This is a genomic window from Bacillus andreraoultii, assembly GCF_001244735.1.
Classification (GTDB): domain Bacteria; phylum Bacillota; class Bacilli; order Bacillales; family Caldibacillaceae; genus Caldifermentibacillus; species Caldifermentibacillus andreraoultii.
On record NZ_LN868937.1, the window covers coordinates 179,948 to 199,079 of the forward strand.

The window sequence follows — 19,132 nt, forward strand, 5'->3', positions numbered from 1 at the left end:
GATAAAGATAAGCAAGTTAGAGAGGATTGTCAATAAACCATTTTGTTTTCAATAGTTCCTTTTGAGATGGCTAAAAATTATCATTAATATATAGTAATTGAGAATAATTTAGGTTCTTATATTGGACACGGTTTTAATCATAATCAACGTTAACTCCGCTTATATATTGGTGTTACGCGTATGGTTGAAGGGTTTTTTATATTAGAAAGTAAAATTAATATATTTTTAAGTTATATTAATTGTAAAGTTATAATAACTATGATATTATAAAATTGTTAATGTGGTTGACGATAAAATGCGATTTTAGGAGGTACATATAAATGAGTGATGAAAAGAAAAGAATGACTACAGCGTTCGGTGCTCCAGTGCCAAATGATGATGATTCAAAAACAGCTGGCCCACGTGGTCCTTTATTAATGGAAGACTACTGGTTTATTGAAAAACTTGCTCATTTCGATCGAGAAGTAATTCCTGAACGCCGTATGCATGCAAAAGGCTCCGGTGCTTATGGGACATTTACTGTAACGAACGATATTACAAAGTATACAAAGGCAAAACTTTTTTCTGAAGTTGGGAAAAAGACGGATATGTTTATTCGCTTTTCTACAGTAGCGGGTGAACGTGGAGCTGCTGATGCTGAGCGCGACATCCGTGGTACGGCAATGAAGTTTTATACAGAAGAGGGGAACTGGGACCTTGTAGGAAATAACACACCTGTATTCTTTATGAGAGATCCTAAGAGATTCCCAGATTTAAACCATGTTGTAAAACGCGACCCTCGTACGAATATGCATAATGCTCAATCAAACTGGGATTTCTGGTCATCACTCCCAGAAGCACTTCACCAAGTAACAATCGTTATGAGTGACCGTGGTATCCCTGCGAGTTATCGTAATATGCATATGTTTGGAAGCCACGCATACAGTATGTTTAATGCAAACAATGAGCGTGTATGGGTTAAATTCCATTTCAAAACACAACAAGGTATTAAAAACTTAACAGATCAAGAGGCAGAAGCATTAATTGGTAAAGACCGCGAGAGCCATCAAAGAGATTTATATGAAGCGATTGAACGTGGGGATTATCCGCGTTGGACAATGTATATTCAAGTGATGACTGAAGAGGAAGCAAGACAATTACCATATAATCCATTTGATTTGACAAAAGTTTGGTATAAAAAGGACTTCCCTCTAATTGAAGTTGGTGTTGTGGAATTAAATCGCAATCCAGAGAACTACTTTGCGGAAGTAGAACAAGCTGCTTTTGCTCCAACAAATATTGTGCCTGGAATTGGTTTCTCACCTGATAAAATGTTGCAAGGCCGTCTATTCTCTTACGGTGATGCCCAACGCTACCGTTTAGGTGTTAACCATTGGCAAATTCCAGTTAACTATCCGAAAAATGCGAAGAACTTTAACCCTTACCATCGTGATGGAGCGATGAGAATAATGAATACTGTTCAAGGTAATGGGATTTCGTATAGTCCAAATAGCTATGGTGAATGGCAAGATAGTAAAGAACATCAAGAACCTGAATTAGATATTTTCGGTACTGCAGATTATCACAACTTCCGTGAAGATGACGATCTTTACTATGAACAACCAGGTAAATTGTTCCGACTAATGACTGCTGACGAACAACAAAGACTGTTTTGTAATACAGCAAGAAATATGGAAGGAACAACAAAAGAAGTTCAATTACGTCATATTACAAACTGCTATAAAGCTGACCCAGCGTATGGTGAAGGTGTAGCTAGAGCACTAGGTATTCCATTAAGCGAAGTTGAGGCCGCCGTAGCAGGAAAATAATAACTAAAGGCATCTAGATAGTGGGATTTTCGACTTCTAGATGCCTTTTTTCATCTTTCAAAACCCATGATATAGGACAACAGCTGTTAATAACCTCTTGGATCGTTCCTTTTTCTATTATCCTCAATCTTAAATATGAGTTACCACCTTGCTTGAATGACAGTGAATTTTCCCCTTCAAAACATAAAATCTTTGAGAACATAGCTTGAAAAAAAGGACATTTCCATTTCACTCATGGAAACTGCCCTTTATAAATGGAAAACGAGTTTATAGATTAAATTCCACACCTACTCCTTTTTGAATGGCCTGCTTATATACGGCATATGCAACTGCTAAGTCAAAATAGGCGGTACCGACAGATTTAAAAAAGGTAATTTCATCATCATCTTCACGACCAGAAATTTTATTCTCAACAAGTTGAGCTAATTCTCCATGAATGAGGTCAAAACTCCATATTCCTTTATTTGCAAGAGTAATGAATTCGCCTGCTTCTTCTTTTACACCAGATAACGTATCAACAACAATTTTATTTGATTTTAAAATCGTAGTTTCATCAACTTCTTGCATATGAGGAAGATAGGAGCCTACCCCATTAATATGAGTACCAGCCTTTAAAGAATCACCGGAAAATACAGGAGTTTCAGATCTTGTTGCACATATAATAATATCAGCATCCCCCACTGCTTCATCAGGATGGTCTACGACAAATATTTCCCCGGGAAATAACGGATGTCTATTCTTTATATTTTTTGCAAAGAGAAAAGCTTTATTTTTTGTTCTATTATATAAGTAAATCTTTTTAATCTTTCTTACAGTAAGGACGGCTTCAAGTTGTTCCACAGCCATTGCTCCACAGCCAATAACAGCAACATGCTCAGCATTTTCCCGCGCCATATATTTTGTAGCTATCCCGCTAATTGCTCCAGTACGTAATCGGGTTAAGTAAGAAGCATTCATACAAGCAAGATGGTCTCCTGTCTTTGCATCGCTTAGTAATAGGACACCTTGAGTTGTCTTTTTCCCTTGTAAAGGATTGTTAGGGAAAATTGTCACTACTTTTACACCAGTGACCCCTGCATTCTCCATAGCGCTCGGCATATAAAGAGCTGATGCATTCTCGCTCGGAAAGTCAATCACAGTCCGATGAGGATTCGCAACGCGTCCGTTCAAATACTCGGATTGTGCAATTTCCAAATCGGATATCGCTAGTTCCATCGTATATAAATCTTTTATATCGCTTTCTGATAATAGTAACATTTCAAACAAACCCTTCTGTGTATCACTCATTTTTTGTAATGGAGAAGAATATTCATCCTCATTATAGCTTTATTTGTTCTGACGTACTTGTCACTTGTTGTTTCTTTTCACGAACGAACATAACGCTAATTAGTGAAATGAATGCTGTAAACATAATATAAATGGCTACTGGAACGTAAGAATTGTTAAAAGTCGTTAGTAAAGCGGTTGCAATTAACGGTGCCGTACCACCTGCAACAGCTGCCCCGATTTGGTAGCCTAAGGAGACACCTGTATAACGCACATTGGATTTAAAAATTTCCGAAAACATTGTACCTAAGACAGCGGTAATTGGTGACCAAATAATTCCTAGACCAATAATCGTTGCGACAGTTAGTGCGACGTTTGTACGAAGCTCAAGTATCCAGAAATACGGAAATGCGTAAAGAATCATGAATACAGTCCCGATAACATAAAGACGTTTACGCCCAAATTTATCCGACAAGCTCCCCATAATCGGTATTAAAATAGTTGTAATAATTGTTGCGATTGTTACAGCATTTAATGCCTTTGTACTTTGAAACCCTAAATTATTCGTTGCGAAACTAACAATAAATGTACCAAAGATATAGAATGGAGCTGTTTCGACAACTTTTCCACCAATAGCAATGAAAACTTCCTTCCAATGAGTACGAAGTGTTTCGAATAAAGGTACCTTTGCAACTTCCCCTTTTTCTTTTACTTGTTTAAACTCAGGTGTTTCGTCAATTCCTTTTCGTACCCATAAACCAAAAACAACTAATATAGCACTAAGTAAAAACGGAATTCTCCAACCCCAACTTAAAAATAAATCATTTGGCATTAATGTCATTAAGGACATAACCAACGTCCCGAGCAATAGCCCAATTGTTACCCCCATTTGAGGAATACTGCCAAAAAGCCCTCTTTTTCCGGCTGGTGCATATTCATAGGCTAGAAGTAGAGCGCCACCCCACTCACCACCAAGTCCAATCCCTTGGATGAGTCTTAATGTAATAAGTAAAATAGGTGCCCATATCCCGATTGTTTCATAAGTTGGCAATAAACCCATACCTGCAGTTGCAATCCCCATTAAACTTAATGTTAGGACTAATGTTTTCTTACGTCCAATCTTATCACCAATATGACTAAAAATAATTCCACCTAAAGGACGTATAAAAAAAGATAAAGCAAATGTTGCGTAAGATAAGATAAGTCCAATGGCGGGATCTTCATTTGGAAAGAAGAGTTGGTTAAACACTAAACCTGCAATCGTACCATAAAGAAAATAATCGAACCACTCAATGGAACTACCAACAAGACTGGCAACTAAAACCTTTTTTGATACTTGGTTATTCATTTACTCACCCCTCCATAATCATAGCTTAATAATTTTATATTATAGTAAATAATTAGAATAATCAATCAAACACACTGTAGTTTTATAAGTTATTTTGTCATTTGTAACGAAACGAAAATTCTCTTATAATAACAGTCGTATAGTAGTATAAAAAATGGAGAGTTTATAATGGATCATAAAGAAGAATTTTATTTAATTCGAGCTGATGTATTACCAGAGGCGATTTATAAAACGGTTGAGGCCAAAAAGTTAATTGAAACAGGTGAAGTAAATACAATTAATGAAGCAGTAGAAAGAGTAAATTTAAGTCGAAGTGCCTTTTATAAATATAAAGATAAAATCTTCCCATTTAATGCGGCAACATATCAAAAAATTATTACCATTTCACTTATTCTCGAACATCGTCCGGGAATCTTATCAGAAGTTTTAAAGTTTGTTGCGAATAAGAAGGGGAATATTTTAACAATAAATCAAAGTATTCCCCTTCAAGGTATTGCTAACGTCGTCTATTCAATTGACACAAGTAATCTAATCACCTCAGCGACAGAATTTATTGAGGATTTAAAATTGGTAGATGGTGTGAGGAAAGTAATTATTGTTGGACAAAGTTAATTTGAAATAAAAAAAGGGCATCTGTAAAAAGGTGCCCAATTTTTCTATGAATCGTTTAATCAAAAATATAAAAGATAACAGTCAATAAAAGTAGAACAGTAAGTAAAATGATTGTTTGCCATTTGAAAACGTGATATATTTTTGCATTAAAATTTTCGGAAGGTAATGGTTTATCCTTCCACTCCTCTAAGTAATCATCTCGTTTGAACATGACATGATTAAATCGCCGAAATCCATAAACGAGTCCGTCAAAAAATCTCCCCTTAACTGTAAATAGAAATAAAAACCCAACTAAATACATAAATCCAATATAGAAGAAAGAATTGATAAGTTTAATTAATGAGAGACTATGTGTAAGAAATATGATTATTAATAAATTTATAAGTAATATAATGAAGTTTAATTTATTTGCCATGGTTTTTCACCTTATCATTATTTGTTTTCAATCACTAAATTATTATAACATTTTCGTTATTAATATAAATAATAATTATACACTATCCTTCTTTGCAACGTTAACCCTTTATTGATATACAGAAATAGAGGTATTTATAAAATAGTTAATGTTAACTTTCTTTAAAACACCTATAAAAATGGTAATATATTAATAAAAACTACTGATTCTAAAAATTATAGCAATATATTTATTTTCTTCTTTACAAAACAAACAAATAATTGTATACTTCTAAATAACCAAGCAATAAACCTATTGAGTCCAAGGTGTCAGAAAATTAAAAACAAACATTAAGGGGGCAAAAGTATGAAAAAAAGAAAGTGGTCACTTCTTCTGGCGGTACTTCTTCTTGTAAGCACAGTACTTGCTGCATGTGGAGGATCAAAGGAGAGCTCAGGTTCTTCTGAAAAGGGGAAATCTGGTAGCAATGCAAAAAAGGAAACAGAACAAGTATTAAAACTATTAAATGGTGATACGATTCCGTCCATGGATTCATCAGTTGTAACAGACCGATACGGTTTTGAATTTTTAGGAGCAACAATGGAAGGGTTATACCGTCTGGATGAAAATGGGGAAGCTTCAGAAGCGATGGCTATTGAACATAAAGTATCCGATGACGGGCTAACTTGGACATTCAAATTACGCGAAGATGCAAAATGGTCAAATGGTGACCCAGTTACTGCGCATGACTTTGTTTATGCTTGGCAACGCGCTGTTAATCCAGATACAGGATCAGAGTACGGTCCATATATGATGGGTGGCGTAATTAAAAATGCAACAGCAGTGAATAAAGGAGAAGCTAAAGTTGAAGAGCTTGGTGTAAAGGCAGAAGATGATTATACATTAGTTGTAGAGCTTGAAAACCCTACACCATACTTCGAGTCGCTTACAACTTTCGGAACATTCTTGCCTTTAAACAAAAAGTTTGTTGAAGAACAAGGCGATAAATACGCAACGAGTACAGAAACTTTACTATTCAATGGTCCATTTACATTAAATAAATGGAAAAGTACTTCTGATAAGTGGGAACTTGTGAAGAACGAAAATTATTGGGATAAAGACTCTGTTAAATTAGATAAAATTACATTTGTAGTTGTAAAAGATCCGCAAGCGGGTGTTGATTTGTATGAAAAGGGTGAAGTGGACCGTGCAGGTTTAACTTCAGACTTAGTAGATGTTTACTCAACACATGAAGACTTTACAACGATTCCGGATACATCTGTATTCTACTTAAAATTAAACCAAGTGCGTAAAGGTGAAAAAACACCGCTTGCAAACGTAAATATTCGTAAAGCCATCTCGATGTCTTTTGATAAGCAAGCAGCTGTAGACGAAATTCTTAACAACGGTTCGATTGTAGCAAATGGTTTAATACCAAAAGATTTCGTTCAAGTACCTGCTACAAGTAAGGACTTCCGTGAAACAAACGGTGATCTTGTAACTTATAATGTAGAAGAAGCGAAAAAATATTGGGAACAAGGTCTAAAAGAGTTAGGCGTTGACTCTCTCGAACTAGAGTTTTTGGGCGATGATGGTGAAAGTGCAAAAATTATGAACGAATATATTGCAAACCAAATGCAAACAAATCTACCAGGATTAAAAATTAAAATTAAAAACGTTCCATTCGAACAAAGACTTGATTTAGATACTGCACAAGATTACGATATTGAATTTGCAGGTTGGGGTCCAGATTACTTAGATCCATTTACATTCTTAAGCCTATGGGTAACAGATGGTGGAAACAACAAGATGGGCTATTCTAACCCAGAATATGACAAACTATTAAATGACGCTCAAACAACTTATGCAAACGATCAAGACAAACGTTATGAAGCGCTATTACAAGCAGAAAAACTATTATTTGAAGATGCTGCAATCGCTCCTGTATACCAACGTTCTCGTGCGTTACTCGTATCTCCAAAAGCACAAGGTATTATTGCGAATAAGTTCGGTGCAGACTACGAATATAAATGGGCATTTATAGGATCAGAAGAATAATAAATTTCTATTTACTAATAATAGTTTGAGAGTTAAAATAAGGAGAGTATATGTCCGGAAGGTGGCATATACTCTCTTTACTCTTGTAAGTAAAAGATTCAAACAATAGGGAACATTATTATTTTACCCTTTAATTCTTTAGGAGGTGGCATAATGACTCGATATATTCTACGAAGATTAGGATATATGTTAATCACACTATTTATCATCGCAACTGTTTCATTTTTCCTTATGAAAATGTTGCCAGGTACTCCTTTGAGTGCGGAAGATAAATTAAGTGAAGAACAAAAAGAAATTGTATTGGAAAAATATGGGTTGAACGATCCGCTACCTGTACAATATGCTCACTATATGGCAGGTCTTGTGCAAGGGGATTTAGGAATCTCATTTAAATTTGACAACACACCTGTAACAACTATATTGATGGATCGAATAGGGCCGTCAGCGCTTATAGGTCTCCAAGCAATGATAGTTGGGACGTTTTTTGGAATCATATTGGGACTAGTTGCTGCAGTATTCCATAATGGTTTTCTTGATTATACCTCAACAATAATCGCTGTATTAGGAACTTCTATTCCTTCCTTTGTATTTGCCGGACTTCTTCAATATGTATTTGCAGTTGAACTAGGCTGGTTCCCAGTTGCCCTATGGGGTGAATTTAGACATACGGTTTTACCGACGATTGCATTGGCGATTGGCCCAATGGCGACAGCAGCAAGGTTTATAAGAACAGAGATGGTTGAAGTGTTAGGTTCTAATTACATGTTGACAGCGAAGGCGAAAGGGATAGGACAAGCTGGTCGTGTTTGGAAGCATGGTTTCCGTAACGCACTTATCCCGCTTATTACCGTTATCGGCCCAATGGCAATCGGTTTAATGACAGGTTCACTAGTTATTGAAAAGATATTTGCAATCCCTGGTATTGGTGAACAGTTCGTATCATCAGTAATGGTGAATGATTATCCAACAATTATGGGGACGACGTTATTATATGCTTTTGCATTTATCGTAATTATCTTAATTATTGACCTCCTTTATGGATTAATTGATCCGAGAATTAGAGTGACTGGAGGGAGTAAATAAATGGAAAACAAAAACTTAAATAACGTACCGAAAGATTTATTTAAACCTCTAGTTCGTAAAGAAGATACGAGTGAATTCATATCTCGTCCAAGTCGAACTTTCGGTCAAGATGCAAGAAGAACATTTTTTAAGAATAAACCTGCAGTAATTAGTTTGATTTTACTTATTATTATTATTTTAATGAGTATCTTTGGACCACATATGAATGAATATGGGAATGATGAACAAGATTTAGCTCGTGCAAAAATGCCGCCACATGCCCCAGTATTAGAAAAAGTATCTTGGCTTGGTTTTGACGGAACTTTGAAGGAAGAATATAAGGGCCCGAACGTTGAGGCAGCAAAAAGAAAAGCACTTGCTCGTTTTAAAAACGATAAGGACTATATTGATTTTAAAGTGATAAGTGAAGGCGATGGCAGTAAGGATTCAGCAGAAGTACAAGCTACTTATCATATATATGAAGCAAAAGGAATGAAAGACCAATATTTCTGGTTGGGTACTGACCAATTAGGTCGTGACCAGTGGACGCGTCTATGGTTAGGCACACGTGTATCATTAATTATTGCTTTTGTTGCGGCATTTTTTGACCTTATTATCGGTGTCGCTTATGGTGGGATTTCTGGATTCCTTGGTGGAAAGGTCGATAATGTTTTGCAACGGATTGTTGAAGTATTAGTTGGTATTCCGAGTTTAGTTATTATTTTATTAATGATGCTATTCTTAGACCCAGGTATTACGTCAATCGTTATTGCCTTAGCGATTACTGGTTGGATAAGTATGTCACGGATTGTCCGTGGGGAAGTACTGAAATTGAAAAACCAAGAATATGTATTGGCAGCAAGAACTTTAGGTACACCAAATAGAAAAATTATCTTAAAGCACTTATTACCAAACATTAGTGGAATTATCATTGTTAATACAATGTTTACAATTCCAAGTGCGGTTTTCTTTGAAGCATTCTTAAGCTTTATCGGTTTAGGGATTGTCCCTCCAGATGCTTCACTAGGTTCTTTAATTAATATCGGTTTCCAAAACTTACGTATCTATCCATTCCTATTATTTTATCCAGCAGTTTTATTATCAATTATTATGATTGCTTTTAATATTTTAGGTGATGGATTACGTGACGCATTTGATCCGAAAATGCATAAATAAAAGGGTAGGTGTTATTAAATGAGTAAACTATTAGAAGTAAAGGATTTAAGAGTTTCATTTAACACCTACAACGGTGAAGTACAAGCTGTTCGAGGTGTTAGCTTTGATTTAAATGAAGGAGAAACATTAGCGATTGTTGGTGAATCGGGTTCAGGGAAGTCGGTTACATCATCAACTTTAATGGGGCTCCTTCCAAAGCCACAAGGGATTATTAAAAGCGGGGAAATCCTTTTCCAAGGGGAAGATCTTGTAAAAAAATCAGAAAAAGAGATGCAAAGAATAAGAGGAAAAGAGATCTCTATGGTTTTCCAAGACCCTCTTTCTTCATTAAACCCAACAATGAAAATCGGAAATCAAATTATGGAAGGTTTAATTAAGCATCAAAAAATGAATCGTGCCGATGCAAAGAAAAAAGCGATTGAGCTTTTGCATCTAGTAGGAATTCCACAACCGGAAGTTCGTGTAAATCAATTTCCACATCAGTTTTCTGGTGGTATGCGCCAACGGGTTGTGATTGCCATCGCTCTTGCATGTAATCCGAAAATTTTGATTGCAGATGAGCCGACTACTGCACTTGATGTAACAATTCAAGCACAAATATTAGAACTAATGAAAGATATACAAAAGGAAACAAATTGTTCCATTATTTTTATTACCCATGATTTAGGTGTTGTTGCAAATGTTGCTGATCGTGTAGCTGTCATGTATGCTGGGAAAATTGTTGAAGTTGGAACAGTAGATGATATTTTCTATAATCCAAAACATCCATATACATGGGGATTACTTGGTTCAATGCCGACATTAGATAGTGATGATGAAGAACTTTATACAATTCCAGGGACACCACCGGATATGTTAAACCCACCAAAAGGGGATGCGTTTGCACCGAGGAATCAATTTGCTCTTGAAATTGATACAGAAATGGAGCCACCAATGTTTAAAGTATCTGATTCACATTATGCTGCTACATGGTTACTTCATGAAAACGCCCCTAAAATTGAAATTCCTGAATCTGTAAAACGAAGAATTGAGGGGTTCTCAAAAACGGGTAAGAAAGGGGGACAATGAAGATGACAACCGAAGCAGAAAAAATTCTTGAAGTTAAACATTTAAAAAAATACTTCCAAGTTGGTCGAAATAAAGTCATTAAAGCTGTTGATGATGTTTCATTCGATGTTTATAAAGGAGAAACATTCGGATTAGTAGGTGAGTCTGGTAGTGGTAAGTCTACAACTGGACAAACGATTATTCGCCTATATGATGCTACGGATGGAGAGATTCTTTTCCATGGTGAAAATGTTCACGCTAAGAAATCAAAAGCTGAAAAGTTAAAATTCAATCGGAAAATGCAAATGATTTTCCAAGACCCATCCTCATCACTTAATCCTCGGATGACTGTATTGGATATTATTGCAGAAGGACTAGATGTTCACCATCTCGTTAAAAATGAAAATGAACGAAGAGCTCGTGTTGAAGAATTACTTGAGGCTGTTGGTCTAAATAAAGAACATGCAACTCGATTCCCACATGAGTTTAGTGGTGGACAAAGACAACGGATTGGTATCGCACGTGCTCTAGCTGTAGAACCTGAGTTAATTATCTGTGATGAGCCAATTTCAGCATTAGACGTTTCCATCCAGGCACAAGTAGTTAATTTATTGAAAAAATTACAAAAAGAGCGTGGTCTAACCTACTTATTTATTGCGCATGACTTATCCATGGTAAAATATATAAGTGACCGAATTGGTGTTATGCATCTTGGTCATATGGTGGAACTAGCAGATAGTGATGAGCTTTATTCACATCCAGTTCATCCATATACAAAATCCTTATTGTCTGCTATTCCCTTGCCAGATCCAGAATACGAACGTAATCGTACACGAATTCATTATGATCCATCTATTTTAGATACGAGTGAAGAGGCGAAATTCAGGGAAATTCGCCCAAGACACTGGGTTCGTTGTACAAGTAGAGAGTTCGAACAATATAAAAAAGAGCTTGAAAATAAATAACAGAAAAAGCCGTTTAGAAAGATCACTTTAGATTCTTTTAAACGGCTTTTTTATCATTGAGCCTTCATTGTAAAAGGCCTTTACAATTGATAAACTTGTAATAATTCTTATGTATTGGGTGATGTTATGGAACCACTGGCAACATTGATTTATTATAAAGTTCATCGAGAAATTGATTTGTTTTATGAACAGAAATTGATTGAAGAAGAACGAAACATGCATTTGTATGTCGATAGAATTACGACTCACTATCGGCAATTCCCAATAGAAAACATTCACGATATTACGTTTAGACCTTTTGGAAATGGAGGAGGACTCTTGTATTTACATACAAATCATGGTGTTTACTCATATCATGTGAAGACCTCACCGAATTCATTTATTCATACTTGTAAAAAGATGATATCGAAATAAAAAATGTATTAAAAAATTTAAAAATAATCAAGTTAAAACAAAATGAATACGATAAATTCTTTTGCATTTTACATAAAACAAATGAATATAAATGCTACAAATGGAGGGGAATTAAATGGAAAAAGAGTATGTTAAACAGGCGGTACAAGATTTCTATGGGGACGATATTGCTTGGTGTTATGGATGTGGGAGATTAAACGAAATGGGCCATCATTTTCGAACGGGTTGGTTTACTTCTGGTGAAAAGACAATTACATATTATCAGCCTAAAGAAGAGCATACCGCTATTCCAGGATTTGTGTACGGTGGGTTACTCGCATCTTTTATTGATTGTCATAGTACTGGATCTGCTTCTCTAGCTTTACATAAGAAAAATGGGCATCAACTGGGCGATGGTACAGAGCCACCGAGATTTGTAACAGGTTCATTACATGTCGATTTTTTAAAACCGACTCCTCAAGGAACATTACTTAAAGCGCTTGGAGAAGTTGAAGAGATTCATCCAAAAAAGTGGAAAATTACTACGAATGTGTACGCGGGAGAGGAACTTTGTGTACAAGGGGAAGTGATTGCGGTAGTTATGCCAAAAACTTTTGGAGCAAAATGATAACGCTTCCTAAAATGGTATTAATTTACCATTGCTATTTGAAGATGAATAGTTTATTATTCTTATATAAGCTACATTGTGCGTATAGATAATTAAGTTTTTCACCTAAGTATTTATAGGGAGTTTAAGAGATGTGGTATTGAATTGACATACCTCTGTCTAGACGACATGGAGGGCAAGCAATTTAGCCACTGCAAACACCCACTTGTTGAGAGTGGTGGTTTTAAAACTTCATTATAAAGGTACGGCAATTGTGGCCTAACTTAAAATGAAAACCAGCCAATGATTTGGCTGGTTTTTTTATAGTTAACATAAATGGGACAACCTTTAATCATTCTTATCGTGCAATATCGATAGGATCATTAATTTTAGTTTTTCTAAAAATCATACTCGGTATAGGAACTTAATAGGATAAATACAAATAAAATAAAATGTAATTATGGTCATCTTTTTAACGTTTCATCTTATAATATCAAAGCCATTATATTAGAAGTTACGATCTTAAACATTAGAATTGTTACTTAGATGGGGGATTACGAAAATGGAGATGAATGTATTATTTGCATTTGGACTAACATTAATGGCTGGCTTAGCTACAGGAATCGGAAGTTTATTAGCCTTCTTCACATCACGTACAAATACGAAATTTTTATCTTTAGCATTAGGATTTTCAGCAGGAGTCATGATTTATGTTTCAATGATTGAAATATTTGTTAAAGCTCAAGATGCGCTTGTATCAGACTTAGGTAGCCCAATCGGAAATTGGGTAACTGTTATAAGCTTTTTTTCTGGCATGTTAGTAATAGCGTTAATTGATAAGTTTATTCCGAAACAAAATAACCCGCATGAGTTAAGAAAAGTGGAAGACATGAATTTGCAACCACAACAGATTCCCGCCACAGATTCTAATTTAATGAAAATGGGCATATTTGCTGCATTAGCAATAGGAATTCATAACTTTCCTGAGGGTATAGCGACTTTTGCTTCTGCACTTAAAGATCCAACATTGGGTATTTCTATAGCGATAGCGATTGCGATTCACAACATTCCGGAAGGGATTGCTGTTTCTGTTCCAGTATATTATGCTACTGGAAGTAAACGTAAGGCATTTAAACTTTCCTTTTTATCAGGTCTTTCCGAGCCGCTTGGTGCATTAGCCGCCTACTTAGTGTTAATGCCGTTTTTAAATGATTTAATATTCGGGATTATCTTTGCGGCAGTAGCAGGAATCATGGTTTTCATATCATTGGATGAATTATTGCCAGCTGCTAAAAAATATGAAGAAGCACATACATCCATTTATGGATTAATTTTAGGGATGTTCGTTATGGCTATATCTTTACTGTTGGTTATGTAAAATAAAAGACGAACCGTTAGTAAATGTATGGCGTTATTCCCAATTAAAAAATAGGCAAGCTCAGTTACAAGAGCTTGCCTTAAACTTTATTGATCTTCGTTTGATAGTTTCAACGCATCTAGTAACTTAAAGAATAGACTCAAGCCAATTGCAACGATGGTAGCTAATCCCATTCCTTTTAACGGTACTGTACCAATATGAATAGTGGCACCACTGAGGCCAACGACTAACACGACACAGGTTAAGATTAAATTGTGTGATTTGTCATAGTTTACACGGGCATCAACTAATGTACGTAGTCCACTAACTGCAATCATTCCAAATAATAAGAGTGAAATTCCACCCATTACTGCAGTTGGAATGGCAGAAATGATTGCAGCAATTTTTCCGAAAAAGGAAAGGAACATTGCAATGATTGCTGCGCCACCGATGACCCATGTTGAGTATACTTTTGTGATTGCTAAGACACCAATATTTTCACCATAAGTTGTATTTGGTGTAGAACCAAGTAAACTTGAAATAATGGTTGATATCCCGTTTCCTAGAAATGATCGATCGAGTCCTGGATCTTTCGTTAAATCCTTCCCAACGATATTCCCAGTCACCATTGTGTGACCAATATGTTCAGGTAATAAAACAAGTGCTGCTGGGAGAATAGCGAGAATATCTGCAAGATTAAACTTAATATGATAAAAGGTTGGTAATGCAAAGAATGATGCTTCTTTAACAGATGTGAAATCAACAAGACCTGCAAAGTAAGCAATAATATAACCACTAACGATTCCGATTAAGATGGGAATAATTTTTAGGAAACCACGTAATGTAACCCAGCAAACGATTGTAATAGCTAGAGTTAAAAGGGACACCATAACGACCTTTGGATCCATTGTCCAGTTATTTGCTGCATCAGCCGGTTTAATTAGACCAGACATTTCTGCTGCAACAGGTATAAGTTCAAGACCTATTACCGCGACAATAGCACCCATAGCAGCAGGTGGGAAAATAATATCTAACCAATTCGTTCCTACTACATTAATAATTAATCCAATAATGATAAGTACCACACCAACGGCAAGGAATCCCCCTAATGCGTAGCTGTACCCCTCTTCAACACCACTGTAACGATCAAGCACAACGAACACCGGAGATATAAAGGCGAAACTTGACCCGAGGTAGGCAGGAATCTTTCCCTTTGTAATAAATATATAAATTAAAGTTCCAATTCCATTCATTAAAAGAACGATTCCAGGGTCAATACCGAATAATACAGGAACGAGGACAGTTGAACCGAACATTGCAAATAAGTGCTGTAAACTTAAAGGGACACTTTCCCAAAATTGCGGTTTTTCATCAACTTGAATAATATTTTTTTGCATTTGAAACTCCCTTTCCGAAATAATTGAAGCCTTTCATTCAAATCCATGTGGGCAAAAAAAACACCAAGCCGATTTAGGCAAGGTGTTAAAAATATCACGACAAAATAAAAGAAATAATCGTCTCTTTTATTTTACCACCGTCAACCTTGCCAGCCTCACAGGACTGAATTTAAAGGTACTCATTCACTTGTCAAACAACATTATTGCAAGAAAGTCATCGAAAGTCAACAGAAAACTTATCAAAATTAGACAAAAAAATGGGTTGCTCTTTTTATTGGAAAATTGTATATTTTAGAATATAAAGGAATTATTAGAAAAAGGTGTGTTGCTATGGAGAATTGATTATGGAGAAAATGGTTATGTTATCGTACTCATTTTCCTTTTATACTAAATTACAAATATTATTTTATTAGTATGATAGCGGACAACGATTTTCTGATTTGTAAGCGCTTTAGAAACTGGGGAGGTGGAGATGTTGAATCGAGCGAGACAAGAGTTTAATGAGCAGAAAACAAAATACGAAAAAATGATTGAAACGGATAAGTTTAAAGAGTTAATGAGTAAAAAGAAAAAGTTTATTGTTCCGCTAACAATATTTTTCTTAGTCATTTATTTTACATTACCAATATTAACATCGTATACAAAAGTATTACATGCGAAAGCAATTGGAGATATTACTTGGGTTTGGATTTTTGCCCTTGCCCAATTTATTATGACATGGACACTTGTAACAATTTATATGAAAAAATCAGCAACTTTTGACCGACTAGCATCGGAAGTGATTGAGGAAGAAACGAAAGAGGTAGGTGGTAGATAATGGATACAACGGTTGTCGTCTTGTTCTTATTAATTGTAACTAGTACACTTGTCATTACTTATTTTGCAGCAAAGAAAACAAAAACAACAAGTGAATTTTATACAGCTGGCGGTGGTTTGACAGGATGGCAAAATGGGCTTGCGATTGCAGGTGATTACTTATCTGCAGCCTCTTTTTTAGGTATTGCAGGCTCAATTGCTTTAACAGGATTTGATGGTTTCTTCTTTAGTATTGGATACCTCGTTGCCTATTTAGTTGTCTTATTTATTGTTGCTGAACCGCTTCGAAACCTTGGTAAATACACGTTAGCTGATATGATCAATGCAAGGTTTGATGCGAAGAAAGTAAGGGGTGTAGCTGCATTAAGTACAATAACGATTGTCATTTTCTACATGATTGCTCAACTCGTTGGTGCGGGTGCACTTATTCAATTATTATTTAACATTGATTATTGGGTAGCTGTCTTAATCGTTGGGGCAATGATGACTATTTATGTTTTATTTGGAGGAATGACCGCGACGAGCTGGGTACAGATTATTAAAGCGGTTCTGTTAATGATTGCAACCGTTGTTATCTCATTTATTGTATTATCTAAGTTTAATTTCAATATACTCACCATGTTTAGTGAAATGAAAACAGCGACACCACTTGGGGAAGACTACTTAAATCCAGGTGTGAAATATAAAATACCACTTGATACAATTTCTTTGATGACAGCTCTTGTCCTAGGTACAGCAGGTTTACCACATATTTTAATGCGCTTTTTCACAGTAAAGGATGCCCAAACAGCACGTAGCTCTGTTATGTGGGCAACTTGGATTGTAGGCTTATTTTATATTTTAACCATTTTCCTTGGCTTTGGGGCTGCGGCTTTTGTTGGATCTGAAATGATTATGGAAGCGAATGCAGCTGGTAATATGGCTGCTCCATTACTTGCACAAGTTCTTGGCGGGGATTTCTTAATGTCATTTGTTTCAGCAGTGGCATTTGCAACAATACTAGCGGTTGTTGCCGGTCTTGTATTAAGTGGCGCATCAGCCTTTGCACACGATATTTATGCCCAAATTATTAAAAAAGGGAAAGTCACTGAAAAACAGCAAATGCGAGCGGCTCGATTTGCATCTTTAGGTGTATCAGTATTTTCAATCTTGCTGGCACTATTTGCGCAAAAGATGAACGTTGCCTTCCTCGTATCTTTAGCTTTCTGTATCGCCGGAAGTGCTAACCTACCAGTTATTGTATATACAATTTTCTGGAAAAGATTCAATACTGCTGGTGCTGTAACAGCCGCGTTATCAGGATTAATCTCTGCGTTAGTATTAGTAAGTGTTAGTCCAAGTGTATTTTCTCCTGTTGAGGGAGCGGCAATTTTTGTAGGGGAGCCGATCTTTCCATTAACGAACCCAGCAATTGTTTCTGTTCCACTCGGATTTTTGGGTGGATTTTTAGGAACGGTATTGTCTGGTAAAACAGACTTCGTTCGTTATGCAGAAGTAAAAGTTCGTGCCAATACCGGATATCGTGAAAATAATAATTAAAAAAAGGAAAAGCGGCAAATATCCATTTGCCGCTTCTTTACTTATGCCTTTTCTTCAAATACTTTTGCAATTTCAATGATCACTTTAGTTGCTTTTTCCATTGTTTCTACAGAGACATATTCAAACTTCCCATGCATGTTTTCTCCGCCAGCAAATATATTTGGCGTAGGTAAGCCCATAAAAGATAATTGTGAACCGTCTGTACCCCCGCGTACAGGTTCTACTACTGGGGTGATTCCAATCCGTTCCATTGCCTCTTTCGCATAATCGAAGACTTCTTTTACTGGCTCAATTTTTTCACGCATATTATAGTATTGATCTTTTAAGTCAAGTTCAATTGTTCCTTCTCCATACTTTTCATTTAATTGATGAACTACCCTCGAAAGGTTGATTTTCTTTTCTTCAAATTTATTACGATCATGGTCTCGGATGATATAAGACAGAACTGTTTTTTCAACATCTCCATGAAAAGACAATAGATGGTAGAAACCTTCGTAACCATCTGTATATTCAGGAGCCTCTTTCGCAGGGAGCAATTCATTTAACTCTATACCAATCTTTATGGAGTTTACCATTTTCCCTTTAGCAGATCCGGGGTGAATATTGGTCCCGTTAATGGTTATCTTTGCTGCTGCGGCATTAAAACTTTCGTATTGTAATTCACCAAGTGGCCCACCATCTATCGTATAGGCATATTTTGCATTGAATCGTTTAACATCAAATTTATGAGGACCACGACCGATTTCTTCATCCGGTGTGAACGCAACTCGTATTTCTCCATGTTTAATTTCCGGATGTTGAATGAAGTAGTTCATGGCGGTCACAATTTCGGCTACACCAGCCTTGTCATCAGCACCAAGAAGTGTTGTCCCATCCGTTGTTATTAGCGTTTGTCCTTTATAATTTTGTAAAGAAGGGAATGACTTTGGTGATAAAATGACACCGCGTTCTTTGTTTAAAATAATTTCGCCACCGTCGTAGTTTTCAACAATTTGTGGATTTACATTTTTACCAGTGAAATCAGTGGCAGTATCAACATGCGCTAAAAATCCAATTGTAGGAACTTCCCTTTCAGTGTTTGCTGGTAGTGTAGCAAATAAATAGCCGTTCTCATCAGTTGACACATCACTCAAGCCAATTTCTTTTAATTCCTTTTCTAAAAGATTTAATAAATCCCATTGTCCAGAGGTTGACGGGCATGTTGTACTTTCTTCATTTGATTGGGTATCAATTTTTACATAGGTCGTAAAACGCTTAATTAATTCTTCTTTCATATCTTCATCTCCT

At 36.0% G+C, this 19,132-nt stretch carries 17 protein-coding genes; 12 read left to right on the forward strand and 5 right to left on the reverse strand.

The features are described from left to right. Positions 1-320 precede the first annotated feature (320 nt). The gene (locus BN2144_RS06315) at positions 321-1,808 is read left to right on the forward strand and encodes a catalase (RefSeq protein WP_033827428.1); all 1,488 of its coding nucleotides are present in this window, start codon (positions 321-323) and stop codon (positions 1,806-1,808) included. Between the two features lie 267 nt (positions 1,809-2,075). On the opposite strand, the gene BN2144_RS06320 is transcribed toward BN2144_RS06315, so the two are convergent. Together BN2144_RS06320 and BN2144_RS06325 are read right to left on the reverse strand one after the other, a co-directional pair. After that, a complete protein-coding gene (locus BN2144_RS06320; RefSeq protein ID WP_033827429.1) occupies positions 2,076-3,065 on the reverse strand; it encodes an ornithine cyclodeaminase family protein in 990 nt (329 codons plus the stop codon). Positions 3,066-3,126: 61 nt separating this feature from the next. Then, positions 3,127-4,422 (reverse strand): MFS transporter, encoded by a 1,296-nt coding sequence (locus BN2144_RS06325; protein ID WP_033827430.1) that lies wholly within the window; start codon positions 4,420-4,422, stop codon positions 3,127-3,129. A gap of 168 nt (positions 4,423-4,590) precedes the next feature. On the opposite strand from BN2144_RS06325, the gene BN2144_RS06330 reads away from it, so the two are divergent. Next, on the forward strand, positions 4,591-5,034 hold the full coding sequence (locus tag BN2144_RS06330) for an ACT domain-containing protein (protein ID WP_033827431.1): 444 nt from the start codon (positions 4,591-4,593) through the stop codon (positions 5,032-5,034). 55 nt (positions 5,035-5,089) lie between these two features. On the opposite strand, the gene BN2144_RS06335 is transcribed toward BN2144_RS06330, so the two are convergent. After that, positions 5,090-5,449, reverse strand: coding sequence for a DUF3899 domain-containing protein (locus tag BN2144_RS06335; RefSeq protein ID WP_033827432.1), 360 nt, complete (start codon positions 5,447-5,449; stop codon positions 5,090-5,092). Positions 5,450-5,794: 345 nt separating this feature from the next. Here BN2144_RS06335 and BN2144_RS06340 point away from each other — a divergent pair, with 345 nt between their 5' ends. The 8 genes from BN2144_RS06340 (at position 5,795) to zupT (ending at position 14,114) form a co-directional block, all read left to right on the forward strand. Continuing rightward, positions 5,795-7,486, forward strand: coding sequence for a peptide ABC transporter substrate-binding protein (locus tag BN2144_RS06340; protein WP_033827433.1), 1,692 nt, complete (start codon positions 5,795-5,797; stop codon positions 7,484-7,486). A gap of 153 nt (positions 7,487-7,639) precedes the next feature. Then, positions 7,640-8,569, forward strand: coding sequence for an oligopeptide ABC transporter permease (gene opp3b / locus BN2144_RS06345; protein ID WP_033827434.1), 930 nt, complete (start codon positions 7,640-7,642; stop codon positions 8,567-8,569). Further along, positions 8,570-9,724 (forward strand): oligopeptide ABC transporter permease, encoded by a 1,155-nt coding sequence (opp3C, locus tag BN2144_RS06350; protein WP_033827435.1) that lies wholly within the window; start codon positions 8,570-8,572, stop codon positions 9,722-9,724. A gap of 18 nt (positions 9,725-9,742) precedes the next feature. Then, positions 9,743-10,792 (forward strand): ABC transporter ATP-binding protein, encoded by a 1,050-nt coding sequence (locus tag BN2144_RS06355; protein ID WP_033827436.1) that lies wholly within the window; start codon positions 9,743-9,745, stop codon positions 10,790-10,792. Between the two features lie 2 nt (positions 10,793-10,794). After that, on the forward strand, positions 10,795-11,736 hold the full coding sequence (locus tag BN2144_RS06360) for an ABC transporter ATP-binding protein (protein ID WP_033827437.1): 942 nt from the start codon (positions 10,795-10,797) through the stop codon (positions 11,734-11,736). A 126-nt stretch (positions 11,737-11,862) separates the two neighbouring features. Continuing rightward, positions 11,863-12,150 (forward strand): hypothetical protein, encoded by a 288-nt coding sequence (locus tag BN2144_RS06365; protein WP_033827438.1) that lies wholly within the window; start codon positions 11,863-11,865, stop codon positions 12,148-12,150. Between the two features lie 115 nt (positions 12,151-12,265). Further along, the gene (locus BN2144_RS06370; protein WP_033827439.1) at positions 12,266-12,757 is read left to right on the forward strand and encodes a PaaI family thioesterase; all 492 of its coding nucleotides are present in this window, start codon (positions 12,266-12,268) and stop codon (positions 12,755-12,757) included. Between the two features lie 541 nt (positions 12,758-13,298). Further along, positions 13,299-14,114, forward strand: a complete 816-nt coding sequence (gene zupT / locus BN2144_RS06375; protein ID WP_033827440.1) for a zinc transporter ZupT — start codon at positions 13,299-13,301, stop codon at positions 14,112-14,114. 86 nt (positions 14,115-14,200) lie between these two features. Here the strand turns inward: zupT and uraA are convergent, their stop codons facing one another. After that, positions 14,201-15,490, reverse strand: coding sequence for a uracil permease (uraA, locus tag BN2144_RS06380; RefSeq protein WP_033827441.1), 1,290 nt, complete (start codon positions 15,488-15,490; stop codon positions 14,201-14,203). A gap of 526 nt (positions 15,491-16,016) precedes the next feature. Here uraA and BN2144_RS06385 point away from each other — a divergent pair. Both BN2144_RS06385 and BN2144_RS06390 read left to right on the forward strand, forming a co-directional pair. After that, on the forward strand, positions 16,017-16,307 hold the full coding sequence (locus BN2144_RS06385; RefSeq protein ID WP_230199773.1) for a DUF485 domain-containing protein: 291 nt from the start codon (positions 16,017-16,019) through the stop codon (positions 16,305-16,307). Next, positions 16,307-17,845 carry a solute symporter family protein gene (locus BN2144_RS06390; protein WP_033827443.1) on the forward strand — a complete coding sequence of 513 codons (1,539 nt, stop codon included), beginning with the start codon at positions 16,307-16,309 and terminating at the stop codon, positions 17,843-17,845. Before BN2144_RS06385 ends, BN2144_RS06390 begins: the two co-directional genes overlap by 1 nt. 41 nt (positions 17,846-17,886) lie before the next feature. Here BN2144_RS06390 and pepT read toward each other — a convergent pair whose 3' ends face one another. Continuing rightward, complete coding sequence (pepT, locus tag BN2144_RS06395; RefSeq protein WP_033827444.1) at positions 17,887-19,119, reverse strand: peptidase T; 1,233 nt, start codon at positions 19,117-19,119, stop codon at positions 17,887-17,889. Positions 19,120-19,132: the final 13 nt, after the last annotated feature.